The 17,485-nt window shown below is 69.8% G+C and carries 17 protein-coding genes; 6 read left to right on the forward strand and 11 right to left on the reverse strand.

The window, feature by feature from the left end:
• Positions 1-46 precede the first annotated feature (46 nt).
• From argA to ACPWT1_RS16910, 4 genes are read left to right on the forward strand one after another with little or no spacing between them, the layout of a single operon-like run.
• Complete coding sequence (argA, locus tag ACPWT1_RS16895; protein WP_427912302.1) at positions 47-1,396, forward strand: amino-acid N-acetyltransferase; 1,350 nt, start codon at positions 47-49, stop codon at positions 1,394-1,396.
• Positions 1,397-1,403: 7 nt separating this feature from the next.
• Entirely contained in the window at positions 1,404-1,841 is a 438-nt protein-coding gene (locus ACPWT1_RS16900) for a VOC family protein (protein WP_427912303.1), read from the forward strand.
• A 31-nt stretch (positions 1,842-1,872) separates the two neighbouring features.
• Positions 1,873-2,553, forward strand: coding sequence for a dienelactone hydrolase family protein (locus ACPWT1_RS16905; protein ID WP_427912304.1), 681 nt, complete (start codon positions 1,873-1,875; stop codon positions 2,551-2,553).
• Positions 2,550-3,215 carry a phosphoribosyltransferase gene (locus ACPWT1_RS16910; protein ID WP_427912305.1) on the forward strand — a complete coding sequence of 222 codons (666 nt, stop codon included), beginning with the start codon at positions 2,550-2,552 and terminating at the stop codon, positions 3,213-3,215. Before ACPWT1_RS16905 ends, ACPWT1_RS16910 begins: the two co-directional genes overlap by 4 nt.
• A 10-nt stretch (positions 3,216-3,225) precedes the next feature.
• Here ACPWT1_RS16910 and ACPWT1_RS16915 read toward each other — a convergent pair whose 3' ends face one another.
• From ACPWT1_RS16915 to ACPWT1_RS16940, 6 genes are all read right to left on the reverse strand, one after another.
• Positions 3,226-3,759, reverse strand: coding sequence for a disulfide bond formation protein B (locus tag ACPWT1_RS16915; RefSeq protein WP_427915580.1), 534 nt, complete (start codon positions 3,757-3,759; stop codon positions 3,226-3,228).
• Between the two features lie 24 nt (positions 3,760-3,783).
• Complete coding sequence (locus ACPWT1_RS16920) at positions 3,784-4,875, reverse strand: sulfate/molybdate ABC transporter ATP-binding protein (protein ID WP_427912306.1); 1,092 nt, start codon at positions 4,873-4,875, stop codon at positions 3,784-3,786.
• A gap of 146 nt (positions 4,876-5,021) precedes the next feature.
• Positions 5,022-5,903, reverse strand: coding sequence for a sulfate ABC transporter permease subunit CysW (gene cysW / locus ACPWT1_RS16925; RefSeq protein WP_427912307.1), 882 nt, complete (start codon positions 5,901-5,903; stop codon positions 5,022-5,024).
• The gene (gene cysT, locus ACPWT1_RS16930) at positions 5,900-6,781 is read right to left on the reverse strand and encodes a sulfate ABC transporter permease subunit CysT (RefSeq protein WP_427912308.1); all 882 of its coding nucleotides are present in this window, start codon (positions 6,779-6,781) and stop codon (positions 5,900-5,902) included. Before cysT ends, cysW begins: the two co-directional genes overlap by 4 nt.
• A gap of 4 nt (positions 6,782-6,785) precedes the next feature.
• Positions 6,786-7,784, reverse strand: a complete 999-nt coding sequence (locus ACPWT1_RS16935; protein ID WP_427912309.1) for a sulfate ABC transporter substrate-binding protein — start codon at positions 7,782-7,784, stop codon at positions 6,786-6,788.
• Positions 7,785-7,929: 145 nt separating this feature from the next.
• On the reverse strand, positions 7,930-8,685 hold the full coding sequence (locus ACPWT1_RS16940) for an IclR family transcriptional regulator domain-containing protein (protein WP_427912310.1): 756 nt from the start codon (positions 8,683-8,685) through the stop codon (positions 7,930-7,932).
• A gap of 120 nt (positions 8,686-8,805) precedes the next feature.
• Between ACPWT1_RS16940 and pobA the strand changes: the two genes are divergently transcribed.
• Complete coding sequence (gene pobA, locus ACPWT1_RS16945; RefSeq protein ID WP_427912311.1) at positions 8,806-9,978, forward strand: 4-hydroxybenzoate 3-monooxygenase; 1,173 nt, start codon at positions 8,806-8,808, stop codon at positions 9,976-9,978.
• A gap of 36 nt (positions 9,979-10,014) precedes the next feature.
• Positions 10,015-10,890, forward strand: a complete 876-nt coding sequence (locus ACPWT1_RS16950) for a CoA transferase (RefSeq protein WP_427912312.1) — start codon at positions 10,015-10,017, stop codon at positions 10,888-10,890.
• Between the two features lie 57 nt (positions 10,891-10,947).
• Here the strand turns inward: ACPWT1_RS16950 and ACPWT1_RS16955 are convergent, their stop codons facing one another.
• The 5 genes from ACPWT1_RS16955 to ACPWT1_RS16975 all read right to left on the reverse strand — a co-directional run bounded on the left by ACPWT1_RS16955 (position 10,948) and on the right by ACPWT1_RS16975 (position 17,388).
• Positions 10,948-12,636, reverse strand: a complete 1,689-nt coding sequence (locus ACPWT1_RS16955) for an ATP-binding protein (RefSeq protein WP_427912313.1) — start codon at positions 12,634-12,636, stop codon at positions 10,948-10,950.
• A 116-nt stretch (positions 12,637-12,752) separates the two neighbouring features.
• A complete protein-coding gene (locus tag ACPWT1_RS16960) occupies positions 12,753-14,018 on the reverse strand; it encodes a hypothetical protein (RefSeq protein WP_427912314.1) in 1,266 nt (421 codons plus the stop codon).
• A 133-nt stretch (positions 14,019-14,151) separates the two neighbouring features.
• The gene (locus ACPWT1_RS16965; protein ID WP_427912315.1) at positions 14,152-16,416 is read right to left on the reverse strand and encodes a YgiQ family radical SAM protein; all 2,265 of its coding nucleotides are present in this window, start codon (positions 16,414-16,416) and stop codon (positions 14,152-14,154) included.
• A 109-nt stretch (positions 16,417-16,525) separates the two neighbouring features.
• Positions 16,526-16,993: a CHRD domain-containing protein gene (locus ACPWT1_RS16970; RefSeq protein WP_427912316.1), complete on the reverse strand. Its 468-nt coding sequence runs from the start codon at positions 16,991-16,993 to the stop codon at positions 16,526-16,528.
• A 107-nt stretch (positions 16,994-17,100) separates the two neighbouring features.
• Positions 17,101-17,388 carry a hypothetical protein gene (locus ACPWT1_RS16975; RefSeq protein ID WP_427912317.1) on the reverse strand — a complete coding sequence of 96 codons (288 nt, stop codon included), beginning with the start codon at positions 17,386-17,388 and terminating at the stop codon, positions 17,101-17,103.
• Between the last annotated feature and the right edge of the window lie 97 nt (positions 17,389-17,485).

The raw sequence follows: 17,485 nt of genomic DNA on the forward strand, positions 1-17,485 counted from the left end.
ACGCCATCACCGCGCGTCCCCTGCCGTTGTCCTTCCGCCACCCGCGATGTCCACCGTTTTCAACTTCACCTTCGTCCCCTGGTTCCGCTCGGTGGCGCCCTACATCCACACGCACCGGGGCAAGACCTTCGTCGTGGCCGTGGCCGGCGAGGCGGTCGCGGCCGGCAAGCTGCAGGCCATCGCGCAGGACCTGGCCCTGATCCAGAGCATGGGCGTGAAGGTGGTGCTGGTGCACGGCTTCCGTCCGCAGGTGAACGAGCAGCTCAAGGCCAAGGGCCATCCGGCGCGCTATTCGCACGGCATGCGCATCACCGACGAAGTGGCGCTGGACTGCGCGCAGGAGGCTGCGGGCCAGCTGCGCTACGAGATCGAGGCGGCCTTCAGCATGGGCCTGCCGAACACGCCGATGGCAGGGTCGACGATCCGCGTCATCTCGGGCAACTTCATCACCGCGCGCCCCGTGGGCATCGTCGACGGCGTCGACTTCCGCCACTCGGGCCTGGTGCGCAAGGTCGACGTCGCGGGCATCCGCCGCACCCTGGACCACGGCGCGATGGTGCTGGTCTCGCCCTTCGGTTTCTCCCCCACCGGCGAGGCCTTCAATCTCACGATGGAGGAGGTGGCGACCAGCGTCGCGATCGCCTTGCAGGCGGACAAGCTGGTGTTCCTGACGGAGATCCCCGGCATCCGCGTCGACCCCTCCGCGCCCGAGTCCGACGACAACCCGATCGACACCGAGCTGCCGCTGGACACCGCCGAGAAGCTGCTGGCCGCGCTGCCCAACCCGCAGCAGCCCACCGACACCGCCTTCTACCTGCAGCACTGCGTGAAGGCCTGCAAGGGCGGCGTGGAGCGCAGCCACATCATCCCGTTCGCCACCGACGGCGCGCTGCTGCTGGAGATCTACGTGCACGACGGCATCGGCACGATGGTCATCGACGAGAAGCTGGAGAGCCTGCGCGAGGCGACCGCGGAGGACATCGGCGGCATCCTGCAGCTGATCGAACCGTTCGAGCGCGATGGCACGCTGGTGCGCCGCGAGCGCAACGAGATCGAGCGCGACATCGCCAACTACTCGATCATCGAGCACGACGGCGTGATCTTCGCGTGCGCCGCGCTGTACCCGTATCCCGAGGCGCGCACCGGCGAGATGGCGGCGCTCACGGTGTCGCCGCAAAGCCAGGGCCAGGGCGACGGCGAGAAGATCCTCAAGCGCGTCGAACAGCGGGCCAAGGCCATGGGCCTGGACAGCATCTTCGTGCTGACCACGCGCACCATGCACTGGTTCCTCAAGCGCGGGTTCGTGCAGGTCGAACCCGACTGGCTGCCGGACGCGCGCAAGCGCAAGTACAACTGGGACCGCAAGAGCATGGTCTTCGTCAAGAAGCTCGCCTGAGGCCCGCATGCCCGCGCCCTTCCGCCTGCTGCACCTGGACCACGTGGTCCTGCGCGTGCGTGATCGCGAGGCGGTGCAACGGTTCTACTGCGACGTGCTGGGCTGCACCGTGGACAAGGTGCAGGAAGACCTGGGGCTCTGGCAGCTGCGCGCGGGCACGTCGCTCATCGACCTCGTGCCGGTCGACGGCAAGCTGGGCCGTGAAGGCGGCGCGCCGCCGGGGCAGCAAGGCCGCAACCTCGACCACCTGTGCCTGCGCGTGGACCCCTTCGATGCCGACGCGATCCGCGCCCACCTGCGCGCGCACGGCATCCAGGCCGGCGAACCGGCCTCGCGCTACGGGGCCGACGGCCAGGGCCCGTCGCTGTACGTCACCGATCCCGAAGGCAACGTGGTCGAGCTGAAGGGGCCGCCCTTCCCGCCCGGCGCCGAACTGCCGCGCTAGACATCGCCGGCAGCCGCCGTAGGCTGTCGGCATGGACACGCCCATCCCCTCCTCCACCGAGGTGCGCGTCGCGACCGGCGCGGTCCACCTCACCGGCGACCTCGTGGTGCCGCCCGACGCGCGCGGCATCGTGGTGTTCGCCCACGGCAGCGGCAGCGGTCGCCACAGCAGCCGCAATCGCGCGGTGGCCCGTGAACTGCAGGACGCGGGCCTCGCCACGCTGCTGCTGGACCTGCTGACGCCCGAGGAGGACACGGTGGACCGTCGCACGCGCCACCTGCGCTTCGACATCCCTCTCCTCAGCCGGCGCATGGAGGACACCACGGCCTGGGTCGCACGCCAGCCCGCGCTGCAGCAGCTGCCGATCGGCTATTTCGGCGCCAGCACCGGCAGCGCCGCGGCCCTGATCGCCGCGGCCCACCTGGGCTCGCGCATCAGCGCGGTGGTGTCGCGCGGCGGGCGGCCGGACCTGGTCGGGCCGGCGGTGCTGGAAGCGGTGAACGCGCCGACGCTGCTGATCGTGGGCGGCGCCGACGCCTCGGTGATCTCGCTGAACACGCAGGCGTATGACCGCCTGCGCGCGATCCGCGAACTGGTGCTGGTGCACGGCGCCACCCATTTGTTCGAAGAGCCCGGCGCGCTGGAGGACGTGGCGCGCCTGGCCCGCGACTGGTTCACGAAGCACCTGGTGCGCCAGGCGCAACCGGCATGACCCGCGACCTGCCTTTCCGCGACCGGCGGCATGCCGGGCAGGTGCTCGCGCAACGCCTGCAGCACTGGCGCGACCGGCCCGGCCTCCTGGTGCTGGCGCTGCCGCGCGGCGGCGTCCCGGTGGGCGACGAAGTCGCACGCGCGCTGGACGCGCCGCTGGACGTGCTGGTGGTGCGCAAGCTGGGCGCGCCCTGGCATCCCGAGTTCGCGATCGGTGCGCTGGCCAGCGGCGGCGTGCGCGTGCTGCAACCCGAGGCCGACACGCTGCCCGATGCCGTCCTGGAGCGCATCGTGCGCCGCGAGCAGGCGGAACTGGAGCGCCGCGAACGGCTGTATCGCGGCGAGCGGCCGCCGGTGTCCGTGCAGGGGCGCTCGGTGCTGCTGGTCGACGACGGCCTGGCGACGGGCGCGACGATGCAGGCGGCGGCCGAAGCCGTGCGGGTGCAAAAGCCCGCGGCGCTGTGCGTCGCCGTGCCGGTGGGCGCGGCCGACAGCTGCCGCGCGCTGACGGAGCTGGCCGATGAAGTGGTGTGCGCGGAGACGCCCGAGCCGTTCCGGGCCGTGAGCCTGTGGTACCGCGACTTCCCGCAGACAAGCGACGACGAGGTGCGCAGCCTGCTGGCTGCCGCGGCGCAGCGCGCTGCCGACGGCGCGCTGCATTGAAGGCGCGGGTCTACGCGCGGGCGTGCGAGGTGCGCCGCGCGGGCGACGCCAGCTGCCGCAGCAGCAGGCCCAGGAACACGAGGGCCACGACCACGAAGGCCACGAACGACCAGTTGGCGATGGAGCCGCCGAGGAAGGTCCAGTCGACCTTCGTGCAGTCGCCGCTGCCGCGGAAGATCATCGGCACGGCGCGCTTGAGCGGGAAGGTCTCGATCATCCCGTAGAAGTCGCGGCCGCACGTGGCCATCTCGGGCGGATACCACTGCAGCCAGCTCTGGCGCGCGGCCACGAAGGCGCCGAAGCCGGCGGCCACGAGGCCGAGCAGGCTGCCCGTGATCCAGGCGCCGCGGTTGCGGAAGATCGCGGCGATGCCCGCGGACAGGCCGACCAGGATCAGCGCGTAGCGCTGCACGATGCACATCGGGCAAGGCTCGAGGCCCACCACGTGCTGCAGGTAGAGCGCGAAGGCCAGGCCCGCGACGCAGGCGGCCGCGATCAGGCCCAGGGTGCGGCGCGGGACCGCGAACAACCAGTCGAACACGATTTCCTCCTGCTCTCCAGGAACGGCTCAGGCCGATCCCTCCACGAACACCCGGGCTCGGCGTGGCGTCACCACCAGCGTCTCGCCCTCCTTGAACCCCATGTCCCTGAATTGTTGCGCAGGAATCTGGGCTTCGATGACCTGCTCAGTCGCAGGGCTGGTGGATTGGGTGTCCTCGGCCGGCAGAAGTTCCAGCCGCGCGATCGGGCCGACCACGATGGCGCGCGACAACTGCACCACGATGCCCTGCGCGCCGGGCGAGTAGCGCTGCACGTCCAGGTCGTGCGGGCGCACGTAGGCGAACGCCTTGGCGTTCTGCACGTCGGCGTGCTCGGGCGAGTCCAGCTGGATGCCCTCGAGATGCACCTCGCCCTGGTGCGCGCGCCCATGGAACATGTTGACGTCGCCCAGGAAGCCGTACACGAACGGGCTGGCCGGGTGGTCCCACACGTCCTGCGGCGAGCCGACCTGCTCGATGCGGCCGGCGTTCATCAGCACCACGCGGTCGGCCACCTCCAGCGCCTCTTCCTGGTCGTGCGTCACGAAGATGCTGGTGACGTGCAGCTCGTCGTGCAGGCGGCGCAGCCAGCGGCGCAGTTCCTTGCGCACCTTCGCGTCGAGGGCGCCGAACGGCTCGTCGAGCAACAAAACCTTGGGTTCGACAGCAAGCGCACGTGCCAGTGCGATGCGCTGGCGCTGCCCGCCCGACAGCTGCGCCGGGAACCGATCGGCCAGCCAATCCAGCTGCACCAGCCCGAGCAGTTCGTGCACCTTGGCCTTGATCTGCGCCTCGCTCGGTCGCTGGCCGCGCGGCTTGACGCGCAGGCCGAAGGCGACGTTCTCGAACACGGTCATGTGCCGGAACAGCGCGTAGTGCTGGAACACGAAGCCCACCTGCCGCTCGCGCACGTGCACGTCGGTGGTGTCCTCGCCGGCGAACAGGATGTTGCCCTGGTCGGCCGTCTCCAGGCCCGCGATGATGCGCAGCAGCGTGGTCTTGCCGCAGCCCGAGGGACCCAGCAGCGCGACCAGCTCGCCGGAGTCGATGTCGAGCGAGACATTGCGCAGCGCTTGGAAGTCGCCGAACTGCTTGCTGACGTTGCGGATTTCGATGCTCATGAGAAGACCTCAAATGCGGGGGAGGAACGCAAGAGTCGCAAAAAGAGACGCGAAGACGCGAAAGAAATCCTTGATGGATTCTTCGGCCCCTTTTGCGTCTTTCGCGATCATTTCGCGTCTTTCGCGTTCGGCTGTTCCAGCGGCGCTCATACAACCACCGGACGCTCCGGCGGCAGCTCGGCGATGGCTTTCATCAGGCGCTCCTGGCGCCATTCGGCCACGCTCTTGATTGCCAGCGTCACCAGGGCCAGCAGCGCCAGCAGCGAGGCGATCGAGAACGCCGCCACCGACTGGTATTCGTTGTAGAGGATCTCGACGTGCAGCGGCATGGTGTTGGTCTGGCCACGGATATGCCCGGACACCACCGACACCGCGCCGAACTCGCCCATCGCCCGCGCGTTGCACAGGATCACGCCGTAGATCAGGCCCCACTTGATGTTGGGCAGCGTCACGTGCCAGAAGGTCTGCCAGCCCGTCGCGCCCAGCACGATCGCAGCCTGCTCCTCCTCGTTGCCCTGCGCCTGCATCAGCGGGATCAGCTCGCGGGCGATGAAGGGGAACGTGACGAACACGGTGGCCAGCACGATGCCGGGCACGGCGAAGATGATCTTGATGTTGTGCTCCGCCAGCCAAGGACCCAGCCAGCCCTGCGCGCCGAACACCAGCACGTAGATCAGTCCCGACACCACCGGCGACACCGAGAACGGCAGGTCGACCAGCGTGGTGAGGAACGCCTTGCCGCGGAACTCGTACTTGGCGATGCACCACGCGGCCGCGACGCCGAACACCAGGTTCAGGGGCACTGCGATGGCCGCGGTCAGCAGCGTCAGGCGGATGGCCGACCAGGCGTCGGGCTCCTTCAAGGCTTCCAGGTACGCGCCCAGGCCCTTGCGCAGCGCCTCGGTGAACACGGCGGCGAGCGGCAGCACCAGGAACAGCAGCAGGAACGCCAGCGCGATCCCGGTGAGCGTCCAGCGGACCCACCGCGCCTCAGTCGTGGTGACCCGCTTGGTGGCGAGGTTGCTCATGCGCCCGACCTCTTGCGCTGCCACGCCTGCAGCGCGTTGATCACCAGCAGCAGGATGAACGACAGCACCAGCATCACCGTGGCCACGGCGGTCGCGCCGGCGTAGTCGTACTGCTCCAGCTTGCCGATGATGATGAGGGGCGTGATCTCCGAGACCATGGGCATGTTGCCGGCGATGAAGATCACCGAGCCGTATTCGCCCACCGCCCGCGCGAACGCCATCGCGAAGCCGGTCAGCAGCGCGGGCAGGATCGAGGGCAGGATCACGTGACGGAAGGTCTGCCAGCGCGTGGCGCCGAGCGACATCGCGGCCTCCTCCAGTTCGCGCTCGGTGTCCTCCAGCACCGGCTGCACGGTGCGCACCACGAACGGCAGGCCGATGAAGATCAGCGCGATCACCACGCCGTTGGGATTGAAGGCCAGCTTGATGCCCAGCGGCTCCAGGTACTGGCCGATCCAGCCGTTGCCCGCCAGCAGCGCGGTCAGCGAGATGCCGGCCACCGCCGTGGGCAGCGCGAACGGCAGGTCCACCAGCGCATCGACGAACTTCTTGCCGACGAAGTCGTAGCGCACCAGCACCCAGGCGACGAGCAGCCCGAACACCACGTTGACGATCGCTGCGATGAAGGATGCGCCGAACGTGAGCCGGTACGACGCCATCACGCGCGGCGACGTGACCGCGGCCACGAACTGGTCCCAGCTGAGCGTGAAGGTCTTGAGCACCAGCGCCGACAGCGGGATGAGGACGATCAGGCCCAGGTACAGCAGCGTGTACCCGAGCGTGAGGTTGAAGCCCGGCAGCACCTTGCGGTTGCCGCCGCGGCCCGGGTTGCCTTGCGCGGGCAATGGTGCCGGGATCGCCCCGGCGGATGCGGACATCGGGTTACTTGACGGTGTAGATCTTGTCGAACTGGCCGCCGTCGTTGAAGTGCACCTTCTGTGCCTGGCTCAGCGAGCCGAACATCTCTTGCACCGAGAACAGCTTGATCGGCTTGAAGGTCTTCTCGTACTTGGCGAGGATCTTGGGATTGCTCGGGCGGATGGAGTGCTTGGCCGCGATCTCCTGCGCCTCGTCGGTGTACAGGAAGTCGAGGTAGGCCTTGGCCAGGTCGGCGTCGTGCTTCTTGGCCACGGTGCGCTCGACGATCGCGACCGGGTTCTCGGCAATGATGCTGCTCGAGGGGTACACCACGTCCACCTTGCCGGCGCCGAACTCCTTGTTGACCGACTCGACCTCCGACTCGAAGGTGATCAGCACGTCGCCGGTGTTGCGCTGCAGGAAGGCCGTGGTGGCGTCGCGGCCGCCGCGGGCCAGCACCGGAACGTTCTTGTACATCTTCGACAGGAACTCGCGCGCCTGGTCGTCGCTGCCGCCCTTCTTCTTCACCGCGCCCCACGCGGCCAGGTAGGCATAGCGGCCGTTGCCGCCGGTCTTGGGGTTCACCACGATCACCTGCACGCCCGGCTTGACCAGGTCGTCCCAGTCCTTGATGCCCTTCGGGTTGCCCTCGCGCACCAGGAACAGCATGGTGGACGTGGTGGGGGCCGCGTTGTTCGGGAAGCGCTTGGCCCAGTCCTTGGCGACGATGCCCTTGTCGGCGAGGAACTCGATGTCGGTGGTCGTGTTCATGGTCACGACATCGGCGTCGAGGCCATCGGCAACCGCGCGGGCCTGCGCGCTGGAACCGGCATGCGACTGCTCCACGCGCACGTCCTTGCCGGTGGCCTTCTTGTACGCCGGCACGAAGGCGGCGTTGATGTCCTTGTAGAACTCACGCGCGACGTCGTACGACACATTGAGCAGCGACTGCTGCTGGGCCGAGGCGAAGGTGCTGGCGGCCACGAGGGCGCCGGCCAGGAAGGTCTTGAGCTTGGTGTGCATGGTGTGGATGTCGTTCGTGGCTGCCTGCCCCTGCAGCCCGGAATAAGGGAACCCGGGATTGTCCCAGTTCAGTTATGAGTGATCAACGAATCTTCGGTTGTTTGTTTATCCGGTCACCGCATATGGGCAAACGACAGGCCGTCGATCAGAGGAGCGCCCTTGCCTGACGGGCCGCCTCCTGCAGCAGGGGCAGCGTGTCACGCAGCAGCGTGGGCGCCTGCAGCCGAGCCGGCTGGGTCACCACGTTGAGCGCGGCCACGACGCGGCCGTCCATGTTCCTCAGCGGCACGGCGAGCGCATGGACGCCCAGCTCGTGCTCCTCGCTGGCCACGCACCAGTCCTGCTGGCGCACGGTGTCGACGATGGAACGCAGCGCCTTGGGTTCGATCGTCGTGTGGGCCGTCAGCCGCGGCAGCGTCTTCCCTCGTAGCCAGGCTGCGAACTCGGCGCGAGTCTTGGCAGCCAGCAGCACGCGGCCCGTCGAGGTGGCATGGGCCGGCAGCCTGGCGCCGAGGTGCAGGCCATAGGCCAGCAGCCGCGTGGGACCGCTGCGGGCAATGATCACCACCTGGTCGCCGTCGAGCACCACGGCGGAGAAGGCCTCGCCCGAGTGGGCCGCGAGCCGGTCGAGCGTCGGCTGCACGGCACGTGGCAGTCGGGACGAAGCGAGATAGCTGCCCGAGAAGCGCAGCACCTTGGGCGCCAGCCAGTACCAGCTACCGTCGGTCTCCAGGTACCCCAGGTGCGCCAGCGTGAGCAGGTGCCGGCGCGCGGCCGCCCGGGTGAGCCCGGCGCGCTGCGCGGCCAGGGTTGCATTGAGGCGCTGGCGCTCCGTGTCGAAGCTCTCCAGCACGGCCAGGCCCTTGGCCATGCCTTCGATGTAGTCGGCGCGAGCGATCATGGATTCGACTGCTGCGCGATCATCGCGCAAGCTGGCCAATGATCGCACACGGCACATGGGGCGGCCCTGCTCTCCTCCACCCGCCCGCCTATGCTCGGCGGAGCATTCCAGGAGACATCCATGCGCACCCAGGTCGCCATCATCGGCGCCGGCCCGTCCGGCCTCCTGCTGGGCCAGCTGCTGCACAAGGCCGGCATCGACAACGTGATCCTCGAGCGGCAGAGCGGCGCCTACGTGCTGGGCCGCATCCGCGCCGGCATCCTCGAGCAGGGCACGGTGGACCTGATGGACGAGGCCGGCGTCGGCGGGCGCCTGCATCGCGACAGCATCGTCCACCACGCGATCGAGCTGGTGTTCCAGGGCGAGCGCCATCCGATCGACGTGAGCGGCCTCACGGGGGGCAAGGTGGTCACGGCGTACGGCCAGACCGAGATGACGCATGACCTGATGGACGCACGCGCGGCCGAGGGACTCACGACCGTCTACGAGGCGCGCGATGTCAGCCTGCACGACTTCGATGGCACCGCCCCCGTCGTGCGCTACACGCACGGCGGCCAGTCGCACGAGCTGCAGTGCGACTTCATCGCCGGGTGCGACGGCTTCCACGGCGTCTCGCGCGCCACCGTGAAGGACAAGGTCACCGAGTACGAGAAGGTCTATCCGTTCGGCTGGCTGGGCGTGCTGGCCGACGTGCCGCCGGTCTCGCCGCATGCGATCGTGTACGGCAACAGCGAACGCGGCTTCTCGCTCTGCTCGATGCGCAGCCTCACCCGCAGCCGCTACTACGTGCAGTGTCCCGTCGACGACAAGGTGGAGGCCTGGAGCGACCAGCGCTTCTGGGACGAGCTGCGCCGCCGCGTCGACCCGGAGCTGGCCGAGCGCATCGTCACCGGCCCGTCGATCGAGAAGAGCATCGCGCCGCTGCGCAGCTTCGTGGCCGAACCGCTTCGATTCGGCCGGCTCTTCCTCGCCGGCGACGCGGCCCACATCGTGCCGCCCACGGGGGCCAAGGGACTGAACCTCGCGGCCAGCGACGTGAAGTACCTGTCGTCGGCCTTCATCGAGCACTACCGCGAGCGCAGCGCTGCGGGCCTGGACCACTACTCGGAGCGCGCGCTGCGGCGCGTGTGGAAGGCCGAGCGCTTCTCCTGGTGGCTCACGTCGCTGATGCACCGCTTCCCCGACACCGGCGCCTTCGGCCAGCGGCTGCAGGATGCCGAGCTCGATTACCTGGTGAAGTCGCGCGCCGCGTCGACCGTCCTGGCGGAGAACTACGTCGGGTTGCCGCTGTAGCCTGACACACCCGAGGTCGCGCACGACAATGGCGCCATGACTGCTCCGCTTCGCGCGCTCGACCAGGTCCGCATCCTCAGCCTCGCTCTCAACCTGCCCGGCCCGGCGGCGCTGATGCGGTGCCGGCAGATGGGTGCGTCCTGCACCAAGCTCGAACCGCCCGCGGGCGACCCCATGCGGCACTACAACCCCGCGGCGTACGCGCAGCTGCACGAGGGCGTCACCGTGCGCACGGTGGATCTCAAGAGCGATGCCGGCCAGGCCGCGCTGCACGAGGAGCTCACGCGCACCGACGTGCTCATGACCTCCTTCCGGCCCTTGGCGCTGCGCAAGCTCGGCCTCGACTGGCCGCAGCTTCAAGCCCGGCACCCGTCGCTGTCGCAGGTCGCGATCGTCGGCGGTTCGGGCGCCGCGGCCGAAGTGCCCGGCCACGACCTCACCTACCTCGCCGAGCATGGCCTGGTCACGGGCACCGAGCTGCCGGCCACCCTCTTCGCCGACATGGCCGGCTCGCTGATGGCCAGCGAGGCTGTGCTGCAGGCGGCCTTGTTGCGCGCCGGCGATCCGCGCGCCGCGGGCCGCTACGTCGAGATCGCCCTGGCCGACGCAGCCGGCTATCTCGCCCTGCCGCGCCGCTGGGGCCTGACGCAACCGACCGGATCGGTCGGCGGCGCACATGCCGGCTACCGCGTGTATCCCTGCAAGGATGGCCGCGTGGCGGTCGCCGCCCTGGAGCCGCACTTCGCCGCGGCCCTGTGTGCCGCCGCCGGGCTCGAACGCCGCGGGATGGCGGCCATGTTCGAGCCTTCCACCCGCGAGGCGATCGCGCAGTTCCTGCGGTCACGCACCCGCGCCGAACTCGACGCACTGGCAGCGGAGAAGGACATTCCGCTGCAGACACTGGCGGACTGAGCGCGAGGTTCGCGCGCAACGCGCCTCTCCGCGGGCCCCGAGGCTGGCGTCTCCATCTCAGGCGCGCTGCACGGGAAAGAGCAGGTGCACCGCCGTGCCCCGACCGGGCCGGCTGTCGATCTCCACGTCGCCGCCCAGCTGGCGCATCAGGCCGTAGACCTGGGCCAGGTCCAGGCCGGTGCCGCTCTCGCCCTTGGTGGTGAAGAACGGCTCCAGCGCGCGGCGCCGGACGTCGTCGGGCATGCCCGGGCCGTCGTCCTCTACCGTGAGGTCCAGGAATTCCACGGTAGCCGCCGGGCGCCACCAGCCGCGTGCACCAGTGCGTGCAATGAGCGAGGTGCGCACGACGACAGTGCCTTGGTCGCCCATGGCGTGGCGTGCGTTCACCACCAGGTTGATCAGGGCGACTTCAACCTGGCTGCTGTCCGCACGGCAGTGACCGGGGTCACCCAACACCAGCTCCAGCTTCACTCCGGGACCCGCCGCCTGCTCCAGCAGCGGCAGCACGTCGCGCAGCAGCGCATGCAGGTCCAGCTCGACCACCTCCAGCGGCCGCGCCCGCGCGAACGAGAGCAGCTGGCGCGTCATGCTGGCGCCGTTGTCGAGCGCGTGCTGCGCACGGGCGACGGCCAGGGCCACGGTGCCGTCCCTGTCGGCCGCCGCGCGCCGCACGATCTCCAGGTTGCCCGCGACGATGCCCATCATGTTGGCGACGTCGTGCGCGATGCTGCCCGTGAGCTGTCCCAGCGCCTCGAGCTTCTCGCCCTGCAGCTGCCGCTCGCGCAGCCGCTGCTGGCGCTGCTGCTCGCGCAGGAACATCAGCACCGCCACCAGCATGACCGCGAGCAGGAGGGCGAGCCCTGCGGCCGACGTGATCGCGGCCCGGCGCCACGGTGCGAGCACCGCCGACGTCGCATACGACAGGCCGACCACCAGCGGCTGGCCGCTGACCTTTTCATAGCTGAAGATCCGCTCGTACGGCAGCGGCGGGCCGGCCGTGAGGTACACGCCGCGCCGCGCGCTGGGCAGGTGGTCGCGGAACAGCGGGTAGTCCGCGTAGGTCTGGCCGATGCGCGACGGGTCCATGGGATGTTGCGCGATCAGTCGCCCGTCCTCGTGGAACAGCACGATCTGGTGGCCCTCGCCCAGCCCCATGCGCTGGTACAGGTCGGAAAAGGACTGCAGCTGGATCGCCGCCACCGCGATGCCCTTGAAGACACGGCCGTCCCCGATGCGGCGGGTCGCGGCCACGAACCATCCGGTGCCGGAGCGGCTTCGCAGGGGTGACGAGATGGAGGTCACCTGGGACGGGTTGCGCCGGTGCAGGAGGAAGTAGTCGCGATCGGCCAGCGAGACGTCGGGCGTTCCGGGATAGTCGGTGTCGTGCTGGATGAAGCCGTCGGGGCCGATGACGAACAGCGCGCGCACATAGTCCATGCCCTGCAGCCGCTCGCGCATCACCTCGCGCAGCCGCGGGTCGTGCCGCCGCAGCGGCGCCTCGTCGACGCGGCGGGCCACCTCCTGCAGCGCAAGGTCGACCACCTGGAAGGTGCGAGCCGTGTGGGCTTCCATCAGCGCCGTCGTCGCCGAGGCGGCCCGCTCCGCATCCCCGATCTCGCGCTGGCGGTCGGCCCAGAGGTCCGCCGCCACGGCGGTCGCGACCAGCAGCCAGGCCAGCACCGTCAGGCCGAGGGCGACAGCGCTGTGGCGAGGGAAGCGTTCACGCGGCAAACGCCTGATGTCCATCGGGAGTCCTGGCGACGAAGTGTCGCGAGGGCATTGTAAGAACGCCCGATGAGGCAGCTGGCCTGGCGCGGGGAACGGGCCAGGGCCCGTGGCTCGCTACGCAGCGGCGGCAGCCGTCACCCGCCAGCAACAGGTGGCGATGGCGTCGGTGTCGGTGCTGGCGTAGGTGCAGGTGTCGGCGCCGCGGTCGGCGCAGGCGCAGGCGTTGGCGCCGCGGTCGGCGCAGGCGTCGGTGCCGCGGTCGGCGCAGGCGTCGGTGCCGCGGTCGGTGCAGGCGTCGGTGCCGCGGTCGGCGCAGGCGTTGGTGCCGGGGTCGGCGCAGGCGTTGGTGCCGGGGTCGGCGCAGGCGTTGGCGCCGTAGTCGGCGCAGGGGTTGGCGCTGCAGTCGGCGCAGGTGTTGGCGGCGGAGGCGCCGTGGTTGGCGGAGGCGTAGGCGCTGCGGTCGGCCGCGGCGTAGGCGCTGCGGTCGGTCGCGGAGTCGGCGCCGGCGTGGGTGCAACGGTTGGCGCCGGAGTTGGTGCAGGTGTCGCTGCTGGTGTCGGCGCAGGGCTCGGTGCTGGCCCGGAGCTGGTGCCCGACCCGGACCCCGCGGGCGGGGGCGAAGCCGTCGGTGCCGGCGTCGGCGCGGGCGGGACCGTGCCTTTCGTGCCAAAGGCGAAGAATCCGCGCTCGTTGCCCGGCACCACCGCCATCGCGGCCAGCGTGGGCGGGCTGGCGCTGGTGTCGAGCAGCACGACGCCGCTGCCGACCGCGCCGTTGCCCAGGAAACAGTCGCCAGAGAACAGCACCTTGAGATCGAAGACGTTCTTGCCGCCCGGACGCGGAACCGCGCTGCCCGAAACCGTGCAGCCGCTGTCGAGGACCGTGAACCCACCCGAGGCATCGAACGTGAGCGCGCCGTTCAGGACGGCGTCGCCGGCACGGTTGCTCAGCTGGTAGGTTCCGGCGAGTTCGGCAGACGTGGCCGGATGCTCATAGCTGGCGCGGTACGAGAACAGGACGCGGGCGCCGTTGCCGGACGTCGCGTCCAGCGAGCTGCGCGGGATCGCCGTGCCGGTGAAGTGCACCGGGAGCCGCAGGTCGGCCAGCAGGTCGTAGTCGGTGAGGTCGGAACTGAACGAGGTGCCGCTCGCGGTCGTCGTCCCGTGCAGCGCGCCATAGGCGCTCGGACCGGCGTAGTAACCCCAGGTATCGCCGTTGTCGAGGATCGCAACGACTGCCGGCGCCAGCGGCAGCGATCCGGCCCACAAGCCCTCGGCCGGGTTGCCGGCCACCGCGAGCGCGCCACTGCCCGCCGTGGGCGCCCCACCGCCGCCGCCGCCGCAGGCAACCAGAAGCGAAGCCAGCGGGACCGACCACGCCAACGTGATTCTCGACTTCATCCGACCTCCGACGACGCGATGAGGCACGGTACGCCGAGCTGCGGTCCGCTGGGCCAGTGCCTCACAAATCGATGCACACCTCACCACCGCAGGCGGCGCGGTCGCGTCGGTTGCAGGGCCGCGGAGAGCCGGACTAGCGCGGCTTGCGCGGCACGGGCTTGCCGCCCGTCACGCGCGGGGGCAGGCCCGTGTGCTGCGTGAGCAGCTTGCCGCGTTGCGGCTGTCCGCCCGGCGTGGAGTTCTTGCGGCGCGCGCTGGTGTAGCCGCCGTCGGTGGCAGGCTGGAAGGTCGGGATCAGGTGGTGCTTGCCGTTGCCGATCAGGTCGCTGCGCCCCATCGCCTTCAGGGTCTCGCGCAGCAGCGGCCAGTTGTTCGGGTCGTGGTAGCGCAGGAAGGCCTTGTGCAGGCGGCGCCGGCGCTCGCCGCGAACGATGTCCACCGTGTCCTCGGACGTCGCATCGCGCCGCACCTTGCGCAGCGTGTTGCGGCCCGAGTGGTACATCGCGGTCGCGGTGGCCATCGGGCTCGGGTAGAAGGTCTGCACCTGGTCGGCGCGGAAGCCGTTGCGCTTGAGCCAGAGCGCGAGGTTCATCATGTCCTCGTCGCTGGTGCCCGGGTGCGCGGCGATGAAGTACGGGATCAGGTACTGCTTCTTGCCCGCCTCGGCCGAGAACTTCTCGAACATCGCCTTGAAGCGGTCGTAGCTGCCGATGCCCGGCTTCATCATTTTCGTGAGCGGGCCCTGCTCCGTGTGCTCGGGCGCGATCTTCAGGTAGCCGCCCACGTGGTGCTGCACCAGCTCCTTCACGTACTCGGGCGACTGCACCGCCAGGTCGTAGCGCAGGCCGGAGCCGATCAGTATCTTCTTGACCCCCTTGAGCGCGCGGGCGCGCCGGTACATCGCCACCAGGTGCCGATGGTCGGTGTTCAGGTTCTGGCAGATGCCCGGGTACACGCAGCTGGGCTTGCGGCAGGCGGCCTCGATCTCCGGCGACTTGCAGCCGATGCGGTACATGTTGGCCGTGGGGCCGCCCAGGTCGGAGATGACGCCCGTGAAGCCGGCCACCTTGTCGCGGATCTCCTCGATCTCGCGGATCACCGAATCCTCGCTGCGGCTCTGGATGATGCGGCCCTCGTGCTCGGTGATCGAGCAGAAGGTGCAGCCGCCGAAGCAGCCCCGCATGATGTTCACGCTGAAGCGGATCATCTCCCACGCGGGGATCTTGGTCGCGCCGTCGTGCGAGCCGTTCTCGTCGGCGTACGACGGGTGCGGGCTGCGCGCATACGGCAGGCCGAACACATGGTCCATCTCCGCCGTGGTCAACGGAATGGGAGGCGGCGTGATCCACACGTCGCGGTCGCCATGCGCCTGCACCAGCGCCCGCGCGTTGCCGGGATTGGTCTCGAGGTGCAGCACGCGGTTGGCATGCGCGTAAAGCACCGGATCGGACTTCACCTGGTCGTACGACGGCAAGCGGATCACGGTGCGGTCGCGATTGAGCTTGACCCGGGGGTTCGCGACGAATGTCATCGGCTGCACGGCACCTTGCACCGGCGCTCCGCTGCCCTCTTCCTTCGCGCACGTCTCGCCCTGCGCCTTCGCCTGCTCGGAGGTCGTCATGTACGGATTGACGTGCTCCTCGACGCGGCCCGGCTGGTCGACCTCCGTGGAGTCGATCTGCATCCAGCCCTCGGGCGTCTCGCGGCGGATGAAGGCGGTGCCGCGCACGTCGGTGATCTGCTGCACCGACTCCTTGCCCGCGAGCCGGTGCGCGATCTCGACGATGGCGCGCTCGGCGTTTCCGTACAGCAGCAGGTCGGCCTTGCTGTCGACGAGGATCGAGCGGCGCACCTTGTCCGACCAGTAGTCGTAATGCGCGATGCGGCGCAGGCTGCCCTCGATGCCGCCCAGCACGATGGGCACGTCGTTGAACGCCTCGCGGCAGCGCTGCGAATACACGATGGCGGCGCGGTCCGGACGCTTGCCGCCGACGTCGCCCGGGGTGTACGCGTCGTCGCTGCGGATCTTCCGGTCGGCGGTGTACCGGTTGATCATCGAATCCATGTTGCCGGCGGTGACGCCGAAGAACAGGTTGGGCCTGCCCAGCGCCTTGAACGGATCGGCCGACTGCCAGTCCGGCTGCGCGATGATGCCGACGCGGAATCCCTGCGCTTCCAGCACCCGACCGATGACCGCCATGCCGAAGCTCGGGTGGTCGACGTACGCATCGCCGGTCACGACGATGATGTCGCAGCTGTCCCAGCCGAGCTGCTCCATCTCGGCGCGGCTCATGGGCAGGAACGGTGCCGTGCCGAAGCGCGCGGCCCAGTGCCGCCGATAGCTGGTGATCGGCTTGGCAGCGCGCGCGAACAGTGACACGTCGACAGGGGCGTTCATGGGCAAATCCGGGGGAACCCGTGATTGTCCCCGAAGACGCTTGACCGCTCGCGTGCAAGGTCACTTGGCCGTGCCTTCATCACACGGCCGCGCCAGCGGCGTGCCGGGCCTACTGCCGCTTCTTCAACTGGCCACGAATCTCGCCGGCCGGGTTGCGCGTGGTGTGCACGTTGACGTAGTACAGGCCGGCCGCCAGGTCGGCGTACTGCGCCGGCGTGAGTGTCGCCTCGCCCGTGATGGGCTGCGAGTTCATGTCGCCGGTGAACGGCACCACGACGCCGGCATTGGCCGTCGGTGCCGCGGGACCGTGGATGTGGGCCGCCGTCGCCGGCCCCGACAGGCCGCTGTGCGTCACGCGCCAGCGCACCTTGTACGTCCTGGTGTCGACCTGCACTTCGGCCTTGCCGGTGCCGCCGCTGGTGTTGGGCGGCACTTCCTGGGTGCCATTGAGCGTGGCCTCGTAGACGTCGGTGCCGGCGGCCGGCTTGCCCGACATCGACATCGAGCCGCAGCCGGCCGCGAGGACGATCACCGCGCCGGCGAGCGCCGAGCGGACCAGGGTGGAGCGTTGCATCATGGACGGTTCTCCTTCTTGCTGGGCCATGGGACCGACCCATTCTGCGCCGCGGCGTGCTCCACGCCCACCGGTGCTTGCCCGCAAATCGCCCGCCCTGCCTGGCTCTGCTATTTGTCCTTCGGCAAGTTGCCGCGCGCAGCCTCCAGCTCCCACGGACTGTCTTCCACGTTCGGCCCGTCGGGATAGCTCTGCGGTCCCTTCGCGATGCCGGGCCGCGGCCGGCTGCCCGGCACGCCCGCCGGGACTTCGGGCGCCGCCTTGTCGAGCACGTCCTCGCTGCCCGTCGGTGCCTCGTCATTGGTCGCGCCCTCGCCCAAGGTCTTGTGCGTGGGGTCGCCGTCGTGGTTCTCGTTGCCGCCATGGGCCGGGCCACGGCCGATGCTGGTGCCGCTCATGCGTGCTCTCCTGTGCCTGGGGATGCACCCACTCTAGGCGCGGCGGCGGCCGCGGCGCTGTAGGTGCGGGCCGATGGCGACCGACCGACTAGCATTC

It is taken from the genome of Ramlibacter sp. MMS24-I3-19, assembly GCF_050320135.1.
In the GTDB taxonomy this organism is placed as follows: domain Bacteria; phylum Pseudomonadota; class Gammaproteobacteria; order Burkholderiales; family Burkholderiaceae_C; genus Ramlibacter.